General features: G+C 71.9%; 12 protein-coding genes and 1 pseudogene. 4 read left to right on the top strand and 9 right to left on the bottom strand.

Annotated elements, in window-relative coordinates; genetic code table 11:
- Nucleotides 1-60: 60 nt before the first annotated feature.
- From O7607_RS08305 to O7607_RS08320, 4 genes are all read right to left on the bottom strand, one after another.
- Nucleotides 61-831: an isoprenyl transferase gene (locus O7607_RS08305; protein ID WP_269702184.1), complete on the bottom strand. Its 771-nt coding sequence runs from the start codon at nt 829-831 to the stop codon at nt 61-63.
- A gap of 31 nt (nt 832-862) precedes the next feature.
- Complete coding sequence (locus O7607_RS08310; protein ID WP_269702185.1) at nt 863-2,023, bottom strand: geranylgeranyl reductase family protein; 1,161 nt, start codon at nt 2,021-2,023, stop codon at nt 863-865.
- Between the two features lie 91 nt (nt 2,024-2,114).
- Nucleotides 2,115-2,978, bottom strand: coding sequence for a hypothetical protein (locus O7607_RS08315; RefSeq protein ID WP_269702186.1), 864 nt, complete (start codon nt 2,976-2,978; stop codon nt 2,115-2,117).
- Nucleotides 2,979-3,018: 40 nt separating this feature from the next.
- The gene (locus O7607_RS08320) at nt 3,019-4,860 is read right to left on the bottom strand and encodes a phosphoenolpyruvate carboxykinase (GTP) (protein WP_269702188.1); all 1,842 of its coding nucleotides are present in this window, start codon (nt 4,858-4,860) and stop codon (nt 3,019-3,021) included.
- Between the two features lie 135 nt (nt 4,861-4,995).
- On the opposite strand from O7607_RS08320, the pseudogene O7607_RS30460 reads away from it, so the two are divergent.
- From O7607_RS30460 to O7607_RS08330, 3 genes and pseudogenes are all read left to right on the top strand, one after another.
- Nucleotides 4,996-5,092, top strand: a pseudogene (locus O7607_RS30460) (GtrA family protein); the annotation flags it as partial.
- A gap of 258 nt (nt 5,093-5,350) precedes the next feature.
- Nucleotides 5,351-5,887 (top strand): GtrA family protein, encoded by a 537-nt coding sequence (locus O7607_RS08325; protein WP_332367328.1) that lies wholly within the window; start codon nt 5,351-5,353, stop codon nt 5,885-5,887.
- 62 nt (nt 5,888-5,949) lie between these two features.
- Nucleotides 5,950-6,642 carry a GtrA family protein gene (locus O7607_RS08330; protein ID WP_269702190.1) on the top strand — a complete coding sequence of 231 codons (693 nt, stop codon included), beginning with the start codon at nt 5,950-5,952 and terminating at the stop codon, nt 6,640-6,642.
- Between the two features lie 55 nt (nt 6,643-6,697).
- On the opposite strand, the gene O7607_RS08335 is transcribed toward O7607_RS08330, so the two are convergent.
- Together O7607_RS08335 and O7607_RS08340 are read right to left on the bottom strand one after the other, a co-directional pair.
- Nucleotides 6,698-7,267, bottom strand: coding sequence for a PH domain-containing protein (locus O7607_RS08335; RefSeq protein WP_269702191.1), 570 nt, complete (start codon nt 7,265-7,267; stop codon nt 6,698-6,700).
- 143 nt (nt 7,268-7,410) lie between these two features.
- Nucleotides 7,411-8,283, bottom strand: coding sequence for a biotin--[acetyl-CoA-carboxylase] ligase (locus O7607_RS08340; protein WP_269702193.1), 873 nt, complete (start codon nt 8,281-8,283; stop codon nt 7,411-7,413).
- Nucleotides 8,284-8,355: 72 nt separating this feature from the next.
- On the opposite strand from O7607_RS08340, the gene O7607_RS08345 reads away from it, so the two are divergent.
- Nucleotides 8,356-9,939, top strand: a complete 1,584-nt coding sequence (locus O7607_RS08345; protein ID WP_269702195.1) for an acyl-CoA carboxylase subunit beta — start codon at nt 8,356-8,358, stop codon at nt 9,937-9,939.
- Between the two features lie 43 nt (nt 9,940-9,982).
- Here O7607_RS08345 and O7607_RS08350 read toward each other — a convergent pair whose 3' ends face one another.
- The 3 genes from O7607_RS08350 to O7607_RS08360 are packed head-to-tail and all read right to left on the bottom strand — an operon-like array spanning nt 9,983 to nt 12,406.
- Nucleotides 9,983-10,867: a hypothetical protein gene (locus O7607_RS08350; protein WP_269702198.1), complete on the bottom strand. Its 885-nt coding sequence runs from the start codon at nt 10,865-10,867 to the stop codon at nt 9,983-9,985.
- Entirely contained in the window at nt 10,860-11,363 is a 504-nt protein-coding gene (locus O7607_RS08355; RefSeq protein WP_269702199.1) for a SigE family RNA polymerase sigma factor, read from the bottom strand. The genes O7607_RS08350 and O7607_RS08355 overlap by 8 nt, the downstream gene beginning before the upstream one ends.
- Nucleotides 11,364-11,422: 59 nt before the next feature.
- On the bottom strand, nt 11,423-12,406 hold the full coding sequence (locus O7607_RS08360) for a ketopantoate reductase family protein (protein WP_269702201.1): 984 nt from the start codon (nt 12,404-12,406) through the stop codon (nt 11,423-11,425).
- Nucleotides 12,407-12,447 lie beyond the last annotated feature (41 nt).

Below are 12,447 nucleotides of genomic sequence, written 5' to 3' on the forward strand. Positions count from 1 at the left end.
GCCGAAAGTGCAAGATCGCCGGGGCGGGGCGGGGCGGGGCGGGGGGGCGTGGCGAGGGGGTCAGGTGCCGAAGCGGCGCTGGCGGGTGGCGTAGGAGCGCAGGGCACGCAGGAAGTCGACCTTGCGGAAGTCGGGCCAGTTCAGCTCGCAGAAGTAGAACTCCGAGTGCGCGCTCTGCCAGAGCATGAAACCGGAGAGCCGCTGCTCGCCGCTGGTCCGGATGATCAGATCCGGGTCCGGCAGCCCCTTCGTGTACAGGTGCTCGGAGATGTGGTCGACGTCGAGCGAGGTGGCCAGCTCCTCGATCGTGCCGCCGCTCGCCGCGTGCTCCACCAGCAGCGAGCGGACCGCGTCGGCGATCTCGCGCCGGCCGCCGTACCCGACCGCGATGTTGACCTGAGCCCCGCCGTCGCGGTCGCGGGTGCGTTCCTCGGCGGCCTTGAGCGCGGCGGCGTGCTGCGCCGGCAGTACGTCGAGCGCACCGACCATCCGCAGCCGCCAGGGGTTGCCCTCCTCGGCCAGCTCGGTGGTGAGGTCCTCGATGATCTGGAGCAGCGGGTCCAGCTCGGCGGCCGGGCGGGAGAGGTTGTCGGTGGAGAGCAGCCAGAGCGTGACGTGCCCGACGCCGGCCGCGTCGCACCAGCGGAGCAGCTCCTTGATCCGTTCGGCGCCCATCCGGTGGCCGTCGTTCGGGTCGACGAAGCCCATCTCCCGGGCCCATCTGCGGTTGCCGTCGCACATCACGCCGACGTGTGCGGGTACGGGCTTGCCCGCGAGCTTCGCCGTCAGCCGGCGCTCGTACACGGAGTAGAGGAGTTTCCGCAGAGTCATCACCTTGCAGGGTAGCGACCCGCGGGAGAGATCAGTGTCTCGGTGGCATATCACCTGAGGGTGTGCCGGTCCGGCGCGGTCGTGGCAGGTCCGCGCCGATCGCCATCAGGGTGCGCGCGTCCAGCCGGCCGTCGCCGAGTCCCAGCTCCACCACCGTGCGGTAGACGCGCTCGTCCCGCCCGGCCGCGCCGACCGCCGCGTCGACCACCCGGCGCCGACGGGCCAGCCACGCCGCCACCGAGCTGTGCCGCAGGTGGGTGCCGAGCCGGGCGCGCAGCGCGGCGGCGTACGCCCGGGCGGCCCCGGCCGGGTGGCCGGCCGCCGCCGCGCCGGCGAGCGCACCCGAGCGCAGCGCGTAGAAGATGCCCTCGCCGGTGAACGGGTTGATCAGCGACAGCGCGTCCCCGGCCAGCAGCACCCGTCCCCGGCCGGGCGCCGGGCGGTGGGTGGACAGCGGCAGGTGGTGCGCCCGCAGGTCGGTCACCGTGGCCGGGTCGACGTCGGGGAGCAGCACGGCCATCCGGGCCAGCAGGTGCGCGCGGGTCAGCGGCTCGCCGCGCAGCACCTCCCCGTACCCGACGTTCGCGCGACCGTCGCCGATCGGAAAGGCCCAGGCGTACGCGGGCCAGCGCGCCGCCGACGTGACGATGAGCTGTTCGGGCGGCCCGGCCGGGGCGGGCGCGTAGCCCCGGATGGCGAGGGCCAGGTGCCGGTCCGGGTTGACCGGGTGGCCGAGCGCGCGGCGTACCACCGATCCGGCGCCGTCCGCGCCGACCACCGCCCGCGCGGACAGCTTTCCGTCGAGCAGCACCCGGTCGGCGGCGATCTCCACCCGGCGTACCGTGTGCCGCCGCAACTCCGCACCGGCCGCGACCGCCGCCGCCACCAGGCGTGCGTCGAACACCTGGCGGGGCACCGTGTACGCGGGCCGCGGCAGCGTCCGGGCGACGGTGCCGCCGCCGGGGCCGACCAGGCGCAGCGCGGGCAGCGGTGCGTAGCCGTCGACCGCCCCGGTCACGCCCAGCTCGGCGAGGACGTCCAGCGCGTGCGCGGCGATGCCGTCCCCGCACGCCTTGTCGCGGGGGAAGTCGGACCGGTCGAGCAGCAGCACCCGCGCGGCCCCGGCCCGCCGCGCACCGAGCGCCGCGGCGGCCCCAGCGGGCCCCGCCCCCACCACCACCACGTCCCACACCCCCTCATCCTGCCCCGCCGCGCCCCGCCCCGGGCGACGATCATGAGGTTGACGGCATCAACGGAGATCGAAATCGCCGCCAACTTCATGGTCAACGGGGTGGGGTGGGGGTGCGGGTGCGGGTGGCTCGGTGCAGGGACCAGAGGGTGAGGGCGGCGGCCGTGACCAGGGGGGCGCCGTCGCGGATCAGGCCGTCGGTGCCGAGCAGCCACCAGCACAGCGGCAGGTCGATCGCGAGGACGCCGAGGGTCACGACCACCAGGGCCTTCCGCGCCCACGCCTTGTCGCGCAGCAGGAAGGCGGTGCAGAACAGCACGGCGTAGCTGACCGCGATGCCCGCGCCGAACCAGAAGATCACTGCCGGTACGGCGGCCAGCCGTCCGTCCAGCACGGCACCGGTCGCCACCAGCGCCGGCACCAGCATCAGCGGGCTGTAGGTGAACGCCGCGACCCGGGCGGTGAGCAGCCAGCCGTTCGCCTGCGGGCGCTTCGGCGCCATCTCCCGCCAGGCGATCGTCCCGCCCTCGACGACCAGGCCCTTGCGGTGCCGGACCAGGTGGGCGCGGATCGCCTCGGAGCGGTACAGCAGCACCACCACGGCGACGCAGAGCGCGGTGAGCACGGCGAACCCGACCAGCCCGGGCAGTGCGGGCACCCCCTGCCGGGGCACGATCAGCCGTCCGACCGCGAAGACCGTGGTCACCGCCAGGATCAGCCCGAACGGCCGGGCGCCCACCCGGCCCTTGTTCACGTGGCCGATCAGCAGCAGGAAGCCGAGCGACCGGAGCATCGCCCAGCCGGTGCGTACGGCCAGACCGAACTCCTGCTCCGGGGCGTACCAGTAGTTGAGCAGCTCGACCACGACGGTGGCCGCCGCGGTCACGGCGAGCAGCGTGGTGAGCGCCCGGACGGCGGACGGCCGCCGGACCTCGACAGGTTCAGCGGCCGTCCTCATGGCATCCGATGGTGCCCGGCTCGGGCAACCGGCACACCTGTTACTTCTGCGGCTCCGCGTCGAGGCGGGCGCGCAGCGCGTCCAGCTCGGCCCAGAGCACGCCGGGGAGCTTGTCCCCGAACTTCTCGAACCACTCGTTGACCAGCGGCAGCTCGTTGCGCCACTCGTCCGCGTCGACCTTCAGCGCGATCCGGACGTCCTCCGGGGTCATGTCCAGGCCCTCGACGTCGAGCGCGTCCTGCGCCGGGACCATGCCGATCGGCGTCTCCACGGCCTCGGCCCGGCCCTCCAGCCGCTCGATGACCCACTTGAGCACGCGGGAGTTCTCGCCGAAGCCCGGCCAGAGGAAGTTGCCCTCGGCGTCCTTGCGGAACCAGTTCACGTAGTAGATCTTGGGCAGCTTGGACTCGTCGCCGTCCGTGCCCTTGCCCATCTCGATCCAGTGCCGGAAGTAGTCGCCGGCGTTGTAGCCGATGAACGGCAGCATGGCCATCGGGTCGCGGCGGACCACGCCGACCGCGCCAGAGGCGGCGGCGGTCGTCTCCGAGGAGAGCGTGGCGCCCATGTAGACGCCGTGCACCCAGTCGCGCGCCTCGGTGACCAGCGGGATGGTGTCCCGGCGACGGCCACCGAACAGGATCGCGTCGATCGGCACGCCGTTGGGGTCGTAGTAGTCGTCGGCCAGGATCGGGCACTGCGTGATCGGGGTGCAGAAACGGCTGTTCGCGTGCGAGGAGAGGTTCTCGCTCTCCGGCGTCCAGTCGTTGCCCTTCCAGTCGATCAGGTGCGCCGGCGGCTCACCCATGCCCTCCCACCAGATGTCGCCGTCGTCGGTCAGCGCCACGTTGGTGAAGATGGAGTTGCCCCGGTCCAGCGTCCGCATGGCGTTCGCGTTGGTCTTCCAGTCGGTGCCGGGCGCGACGCCGAACAGGCCGTACTCGGGGTTGATCGCGTAGAGGCGGCCGTCCTGGCCGAACCGCATCCAGGCGATGTCGTCGCCGATGGTCTCGACCTTCCAGCCCGGGATGGTCGGCTCCAGCATGGCGAGGTTGGTCTTGCCGCAGGCCGACGGGAAGGCACCGGCGATGTGGTAGACCTTGCCCTCCGGCGAGGTGATCTTGAGGATCAGCATGTGCTCGGCCAGCCAGCCCTCGTCGCGCCCCATCACGCTGGCGATACGCAGCGAGTAGCACTTCTTGCCGAGCAGCGAGTTGCCGCCGTAGCCGGAGCCGTAGGACCAGATCTCCCGGGTCTCCGGGAAGTGCGAGATGTACTTGGTCTCGTTGCACGGCCACGCCACGTCCTGCTCACCCGGCGCGAGCGGCGCGCCGATGGAGTGCAGCGCGTGCACGAAGTCGGCGTCGTCGCCCATCGCCTCCAGGATCGACGACCCCATCCGGGTCATGATCCGCATCGAGGCGACGACGTACGGGCTGTCGGTGATCTCCACGCCGAACATGGGGTTCTCGGCCTCGATGGGCCCCATGCAGAACGGGATGACGTACATGGTGCGCCCGCGCATGCTGCCGCGGTACAGCTCCGTCATCGTCCGCTTCATCTCGGCCGGCGCCATCCAGTTGTTGGTGGGGCCGGCGTCCGCCTCGTCGACGGAGCAGATGAAGGTGCGCTCCTCCACCCGGGCGACGTCCGTGGGGTCGGTACGCGCGTAGAACGAGTTGGGCTTCTTCTCGGGATTCAGTCGGATCAGGGTGCCGTTCTCGACGAGTTCGTCGGTGAGGCGGCGCCACTCCTCATCAGACCCGTCCACCCAGACCACGCGGTCGGGGGTGGTCAGTTCCGCGACCTCACGTACCCAGGCCAGCAGCTTGGGGTGGGACGTCGGGGCCTGATCGATACCCCGAACAGCAGCCGGAGCAACCATGTCACTTCTCCTTGTGGTCGACGCTGACCGATCTATGGGGTGCACGAGTTCCGGCGGGCTGGTACGCCGCCTCGTGGAAACCTGGGATTGGGCTCAGCGTAAACCGGACTGCCTCGTCAGTCAGTGGGACTGGTTGTGAAGAACTGCACAAGGTACGGCCACGCTGCGGCATCACGATCTGATACCCGCTTTCGCGCGCAGTTTCACGCAAATCCTGCGGTGAACCTTCGACGGCCGGGTCCGGCCCCGGAGTGACCGTGACGTCCGATCCGGGGAAGCGTACGAACATGTCGTGAAAGACGATTCCGTGATGCGCTCCACAGATTCGCACAGCGCGTTACGCTCTGCTCACGGATATCGAGAACGGGCGAGGCCTCCCCGAGGCGGGTGGCCCGACGGCGACGGCCGCGGCGACCGCGTCGTGGCCGACTCGCCGTTGGAGTCCGCCCGGATACCGGACAACCGGTACTCTCGGCGGGTGGCCGCGACGATGACCGGAGACCAACCGGGCGCTCCGCAGACCCGTCGGGGTCCGATCGGAGCACTGCGCGACCGTTTCGGTCACCTCATCCACGAGTTGAGCAAGTTCGCCACCGTCGGCGGCTTCGCCTTCGTCGTGGACTTCGTCCTCTTCAACTACCTGTCCAGCGGCCGGGACATGCCGCCCCTGGCCGCGAAGACCATCTCCACGGTGATCGCCGCGACCGTCGCCTTCCTCGGCAACCGGTTCTGGACCTGGCGGCACCGGCAGCGGTCGAACCCGGCACGCGAGTACGCACTGTTCTTCTTCTTCAACGCGGTCGGCCTCGGCATCGCGGTGGCCTGCCTGGCGATCAGCCACTACGGGCTGGGCGCGATCTGGCCCGCGGTGTTCCAGACCCCCCTGGCCGACAACATCGCCAGCTTCATCGTCGGCACCGGCCTGGGAACGCTCTTCCGGTTCTGGTCGTACCGACGGTTCGTCTTCGTCGAGGCGGGAACACCTCCCGTTCCGGCAACGAGCCACGACCGAGAGTCCGGGGCGTGACGAACCGCCCATCCCGACCCGCCGGGCCCCGCCGGCCCAGCCAACTGCCTAAGGTGTTCCGCATGCCTGGAGTCCGTCTGCTGCCCGAGCGCTGGCAGAAGTTCATCCACGAGGCGCTCAAATTCGGCATCGTCGGTGGCATCAACACCGTCATCAATTACGCGGTGTTCAATGCTCTGGCACTCACGGTTTTCCGCGACGGCCAGCTGAAGGCGACAGTGATCGCGACGATTGTCGCCACGATCACGTCGTATCTGATGAATCGTCACTGGACGTACCGCGATCGACCGAAATCTGCACTTCGCCGCGAATACGTCCTGTTCTTCGTTTTCAACGGTGCTGGTCTGCTGATCGAACTCGGTGTCCTGGCCCTGGCCAAGTACGGCCTCGGCGTACACGGCCTGCTCGCGCTGAACGTCGCCAAGACCATCGGTGTCCTGCTGGCCACGCTGTTCCGCTTCTGGTCCTACCGGACGTTCGTCTTCCAGCCGGTGCCCAAGCACGCCGAGGAGACCTGGCACTCGGTGCCGCGTGACGAGTGGGACAACGTCGCCGAGATGGACCCGGTCGCCGAGCTGGCCGAGTCGGTGAGCGAGCTGGAGGAGGAGGAACCGCCGCCGAGCGCCGGACGGGCGGCCGACTTCCCGCCACCGCGGGGCCGTCCCGCACCCGCCGACGCCGGGCTCGGCGCGCTCGGTGCCGACCTGGACGCCGAACTCGCCGCGGAACTCCAGCCCCGCCGCGCCCGCCGCTGAACGACGAAAGGCCGGCACCCCTTCTCCGGGGTGCCGGCCTTCTCTGTCGGACGGGTCAGGGCTGGTCGCGCAGGGACTTGCCCTCGGACATGTCGGCCAGGATCTCGCGCATCTCGCCGTCACCCAGGCTGTGCTTGTCGTGGTGCGCCTCGACCAGCTCGTAGAGCTTCGTCTGCACCCGGTCCACGCCCGGCACGTCGTGCAGCACCGACTGGCCGCGCTCACCCGCCGACTCGATGGTCAGCGTGCCGCAGCCGAGCAGCCGCTCCACGAAGCGCTGGTTCATCGCGTGGTCGTTGATCCGGGTCAGCGGCAGGTCCCGCCGGTTGCGCGACAGCACCCCCTGCTGGAGCAGGACGCGCTCATTCGTGAACAGGTAGTGCGTGGTGCGCCAGACCAGAAACGGCCACAGGCCCAGCCACAGCACCAGCGCCAGGGCGACCACGGCGATCGCGTAGAGCGCGATCGTGCCGCCGCTGCCGTCGGGCAGCAGAAGCCAGCCGGCGACGACCGCCGCGACGGCGAGCACGAGCACCAGGACCGGCCGGATCAGGGCCTTCCAGTGCGGGTGCAGGTGCAACACGACGTGCTCGTCCTCGGTGAGCACGTCTTCGGGGAACGCCACGGGGGAACCTCCTCGCAGAACAGGACGCGCTGACCGTAACCGGTCGCCGCGTCCGCCCGGCATCGGCCGCGCGGACGGCTGCCCGTGGTCTGTTAACAGGGGCCCCTTCCTCTACCGGAGGCGTTAACAAGGGGCCCTTCCTTTCACCGCAGGTGCAGCACGTCTCCTGCCGCCAGCCGCAGCGTCTCGGCGCCCGTCTCGACCAGGAGCTGCCCGTCGCCGTCCACGCCGGTGGCGGTCCCGCGCGCCTCGCTGCCGTCGGGCAGCAGCACCCGCACCTGGCGGCCGACGGTGGCGCACCCGGCCAGGTACGCCTCACGCAGCCCACTGGCCTCCGCGTCCCCTCCGGCGTCACGCCAGCGCTCGTACCAGTCGGCGAGCGAGCGCAGCAGCGCCCGCAGCAGCGGATCCCGGTCGGTGGCGGTGGCGCCCGCGAGCTGGAGCGAGGTGGCCGGCAGCCCGGTCGGGTTCTCCGGCAGCTCGTCGGCGCGCAGCGTCACGTTCAGCCCGACACCGACGACGATCGCGGGCGGCCTGTCGTTCTCCCCGGGCACCGCCTCGGCCAGCACCCCGGCGCACTTCGCGCCGTCCACCAGCAGGTCGTTCGGCCATTTCAGCCGCGCGTCCAGCTCGGCCAGCAGGCGTACCGCCTCGACCAGCGCGACACCGGCGAGCAGCGGCAGCCAGCCGTACCCGGTGACCGGCACCGGCGACCAGCCACGCTCGGCGTCCGCCTCGCCGGGCCGCAGCAGCACGCTCGTGGCGAGACCGGCGCGCGGCGGCGACTGCCAGACGCGGCCCCGCCGCCCCCGCCCGGAGGTCTGCCGCTCGGCGACCACCACCAGGCCCTCCGGCTCGCCGGCCCGCGCCGCGGCCACCGCGTCCGCGTTCGTCGAGCCGGTCTCGGCCAGCAGCTCCAAGCGTCGCCAGGGCCCGTTCGGCGCGACCAGCGCGCGCCGCAGCCGGGCCGCCGACAGCGGCGGTCGGTCCAGATCGGTGTACGGCGAACCGGGCATCCCGCCAGCCTACGGCCCGGGTGAGGCGCACTGCACAGCCTCAGACACCTGAACCATCGTTATATTCCACGGGTGACTACCGACACCGGGTTCAACATCCACACCACCGCCGGCAAGCTGGCGGACCTGGAGCGACGGCTCGACGAGGCGGTGCACGCCGGGTCGGCACGGGCGGTCGAGAAGCAGCACGCGCGGGGCAAGAAGACCGCCCGCGAGCGGATCGAGATGCTCCTCGACGAGGGCTCGTTCGTCGAGCTGGACGAGTTCGCCCGGCACCGCTCGACGAACTTCGGGCTGGAGAAGACCCGCCCGTACGGGGACGGCGTGGTGACCGGCTACGGCACCGTGGACGGCCGGCAGATCTGCGTCTTCTCGCAGGACTTCACCGTCTTCGGCGGCTCCCTCGGCGAGGTCTTCGGCGAGAAGATCGTCAAGCTGATGGACCTCGCCATGAAGATCGGCTGCCCGGTCGTCGGCATCAACGACTCCGGCGGCGCGCGGATCCAGGAGGGCGTCACGTCCCTCGGGCTCTACGGCGAGATCTTCTTCCGCAACGTCCGGGCCAGCGGCGTGATCCCGCAGATCTCGCTCATCATGGGCCCGTGCGCGGGCGGCGCGGTCTACTCCCCGGCGGTCACCGACTTCACCGTCATGGTCGACCAGACCTCGCACATGTTCATCACCGGTCCCGACGTGATCAAGACGGTCACCGGCGAGGACGTGGGCATGGAGGAGCTGGGCGGCGCCCGCACCCACAACACCCGCAGCGGCAACGCGCACTACCTCGGCACCGACGAGGAGGACGCGATCGAGTACGTCAAGGCGCTGCTGTCGTACCTGCCGTCGAACAACCTGGACGAGCCGCCGGTCTTCGACGCCCCCGCGATCCTCGACGTCACCGAGTCCGACCGGGAGCTGGACACGCTGATCCCGGACTCGGCGAACCAGCCGTACGACATGCACCGGGTCATCGAGCACGTGCTCGACGACGGCGAGTTCCTCGAGGTGCAGCCGCTGTACGCGCAGAACATGGTGGTCGGCTTCGGCCGCGTCGAGGGACGCCCGGTGGGCGTGGTGGCGAACCAGCCGATGCAGTTCGCCGGCACGCTGGACATCGCCGCGTCGGAGAAGGCGGCCCGGTTCGTGCGCACCTGCGACGCGTTCAACATCCCGGTGCTCACCTTCGTGGACGTGCCCGGCTTCCTGCCCGGCACCGGCCAGGAGTGGGACGGCATCATCCGCCGCGGCGCGAAGCTCATCTACGCGTACGCCGAGGCCACCGTTCCGAAGGTCACCGTCATCACCCGCAAGGCGTACGGCGGCGCGTACGACGTGATGGGCTCCAAGCACCTGGGCGCGGACCTGAACTTCGCGTGGCCGACCGCGCAGATCGCGGTGATGGGCGCGCAGGGTGCGGTGAACATCCTCTACCGCGCGGATCTGGCGAACGCCGAGGACCCGGCCGCGGTCCGCGCCGAGAAGATCGCCGAGTACGAGGACACGCTGGCCAACCCGTACATCGCCGCCGAGCGCGGCTACGTGGACGGGGTGATCCCGCCGCACGAGACGCGTACCCAGATCGTGCGGGCGCTGCGGGTGCTGCGCACCAAGCGCGAGACGCTGCCGCCGAAGAAGCACGGCAACATCCCGCTGTAGTGCGCCGGGTGCCCCCGCCGGTTCAGCGGCGGGGGCACCGGCGTCAGCAGCCCGGGTTCGCGGCCACGCACATCCGCTCGGCCGCGACCCGGGCCATCTGCCGTACCTGTTCCTCGGTCACCCTGCCCTCGGGCGCCTGGCCCATGGGCAGGTCGGTCCGCAGCCGGCCGGCCGGGATCAGTACCGTCACCAGGTCACCCACCCGTACGACGAAGCGGTCCTCGAACAGCGGCGCGTAGCCGGGCGGCCGGCCGTTCGCCTCGTCCGCCGCCACGCTCGCCTCGTGCCGCAGCAGCAGCGCCTCGTCTCCGGCGAAGCCGCTAGCCACGACGTACCAGCGGTGCACGACCTCGGCGCCGGTCATCCCCCGCTCGGTGTAGACCTGGCCCGTCGTCCGCCACGCGCCGCAGGCCGCGACGGTGCCCTCCAGGTCGGCGACGAACCGGCCCGCCGCGCCGGGCGCCATCCGGTAGACGTCCTGGGTGAGGACCGTTCCGATGGTGGTCGCGGGCTCGGTCGGCGGCTCCAGCAGGGTCTGCGACCGCGAGTAGCGCGAGCGCGGTTCCTCGGCCGGCCGCCCCTGTTCCCGGGCGCAGACCTGGAGGAGGTCGTCCACCCGGACCGGCTCGTCGAGGCCGGTCTCGCTGAGTCGCTCGCCGGTCGAAACGGGGATGTCGGCCGGTTCCAGCATCGCCTCGGCCGCGATCTCCCCCCGTCCGTCAACGGCACCGGCGGCGGGCGGCGGCGCACCGGCCCGGTCCACGAGGGTCGCGGTGAGCGCCGCGACGACCACCACCGAGGCCGCGGCGAGCGCGGCGGAGCGTCGGCTGCGCCGCCGGGCGGTGGCCCGGATCACCTCCGGCTCCGGCCAGGTGACGTTGCGCAGATCCTGGTGCAGCAACTCCACGAGTGCGACGTCGTCAGGCATCTGCCGCCTCCTCCTCCAGATCCACCACGGCGAGCAGCCCGGCGAGTGCGGTCCGCCCCCGGGAAAGCCGGGCCTTGACGGTGCCGATCGGTGCCTCGGTCTCCCGCGCCACCTCGGCGACCGGCATGCCGAGCAGGTAGTGCATGGCGATCGCGGTGCGCTGGGCCTCGGGCAGCCGGCGCAGCGCCTCGACCACCTCCAGCGTCTCGGTGCTCGGCGCCGGCACGTCCGCCACCGCGCCGTGCCGCAGGTAGGCGCGGGCCCGGCTGCGCAGGCTGCGCCAGCGGCTCACCGCGATCCGGCTCGCCACCACCCGTACCCAGGACTCCGGGTCGTCGTACCCGCGCACCGTGGACCACCGCTGCCAGGCCTTGATGTACGCCTCCTGCACGGCGTCCTGCGCCTCGGCGAGGTCACCGGTGAGCACGTAGACGAAGCCGAGCATCCGCTGCCGGCTGCCCCGGTAGAACTCGTCGAAGCCCTCGCTGTCGGGCACCTGCCACCTCCCCGTCTTCGTGAGGGGACACGCCTGGCGGCGCGGCGCCGGTTGCCCGCTCAGCCGAGCAATTTCTCCAACTCGCCGAGCGGGAAGCCGCCGGCCGGAATCCGGTCGCGGACCGCCCGGCGTACCGCGACCTGCACCGCCGCGTTCGCCGGGGTGGGCACGCCGTGCAGGCGCCCGAGCAGCACGATCTCGCCGTTGAGGTGGTCGGTCTCGGCCGAGCCCGCGCCACGGGCCAGACTCTGCCAGGTGGAGCCGCCGGAGCGTTCCTCCCCGCCCACCGGCCGGTGCGACACCCGGTCGCCGCGCTCGGCGGCCTCCTCGTCGACAGTGGTGTGGGCGATGCCCGCGGCGGCGAGCGCCGCCTCGCCCTCGGCGCGTACCCGCTTCGACAGGGTTTCCGGCACGTCCCGGCCGAGCAGGGCCTGGAGGCCGTTGCCGAGGTTGGCGAGCAGCTTGCCGTACTTCCAGCGCATCACGTCGTCCCGGACCGGCGCGACGAACCCGGCTGCGGTCAGGTCGGCGGCGACCGCCCGGGAGGTGTCGTCGGCGCCGCTCGGGTAGCGGCCGATGTGCAGCATGCCCGGGTGCGGATGGCCGTTGGCGACCACCACGCCCGGCTCCAGGTGCGTGGCGGGCAGCCACACGCACACCGGGTGTACGCGGGCGAAGCGACGCAGCGCGGCAGGCTCGTTCGCCACGCCGTTCTGGGCCAGCACCACCGGCAGTCGCTCGCCCGCCGTCCCGCCGCCCTCGACCGGGGCGTCCGCCCAGGCGTCGAGCGCCGCCACGGTGTCCTGCGACTTCACGGTGAGGACCAGCACGGCGTCGGCCGGCAGCGGCGGCCCGTCCGGCCCCGCCACCGCGGGGAGCCGGCCGGTCACCTCGCGGTCCGGCGTGCGCAGCGTCAGACCCCGCTCCCGCAGTGCGTCCAGGTGCGCGCCGCGGGCCACGAGCGTCACGTCGCGGCCGGCGTCGGCCAGGAGTACGCCGATGGTGCCGCCGACCGCGCCCGCTCCGATGATCACGTATCGCACGGGTCCGATTCTGCCCCGCCGTGGCGGGCGCGCCCGGGCAC

It is taken from the genome of Micromonospora sp. WMMA1949 (genome assembly GCF_027460145.1).
Classification (GTDB): domain Bacteria; phylum Actinomycetota; class Actinomycetes; order Mycobacteriales; family Micromonosporaceae; genus Micromonospora.

What these genes read in the sequence shown, in the direction of transcription:
- O7607_RS08340 (WP_269702193.1), bottom strand. Translation starts at nt 8,283, where the DNA reads ATGCCCGGTTCGCCGTACACCGATCTGGACCGACCGCCGCTGTCGGCG.
- O7607_RS08330 (WP_269702190.1), top strand. Translation starts at nt 5,950, where the DNA reads ATGCCTGGAGTCCGTCTGCTGCCCGAGCGCTGGCAGAAGTTCATCCAC.
- O7607_RS08315 (WP_269702186.1), bottom strand. Translation starts at nt 2,978, where the DNA reads ATGAGGACGGCCGCTGAACCTGTCGAGGTCCGGCGGCCGTCCGCCGTC.
- O7607_RS08350 (WP_269702198.1), bottom strand. Translation starts at nt 10,867, where the DNA reads ATGCCTGACGACGTCGCACTCGTGGAGTTGCTGCACCAGGATCTGCGC.
- O7607_RS08325 (WP_332367328.1), top strand. Translation starts at nt 5,351, where the DNA reads ATGACCGGAGACCAACCGGGCGCTCCGCAGACCCGTCGGGGTCCGATC.
- O7607_RS08320 (WP_269702188.1), bottom strand. Translation starts at nt 4,860, where the DNA reads ATGGTTGCTCCGGCTGCTGTTCGGGGTATCGATCAGGCCCCGACGTCC.
- O7607_RS08305 (WP_269702184.1), bottom strand. Translation starts at nt 831, where the DNA reads ATGACTCTGCGGAAACTCCTCTACTCCGTGTACGAGCGCCGGCTGACG.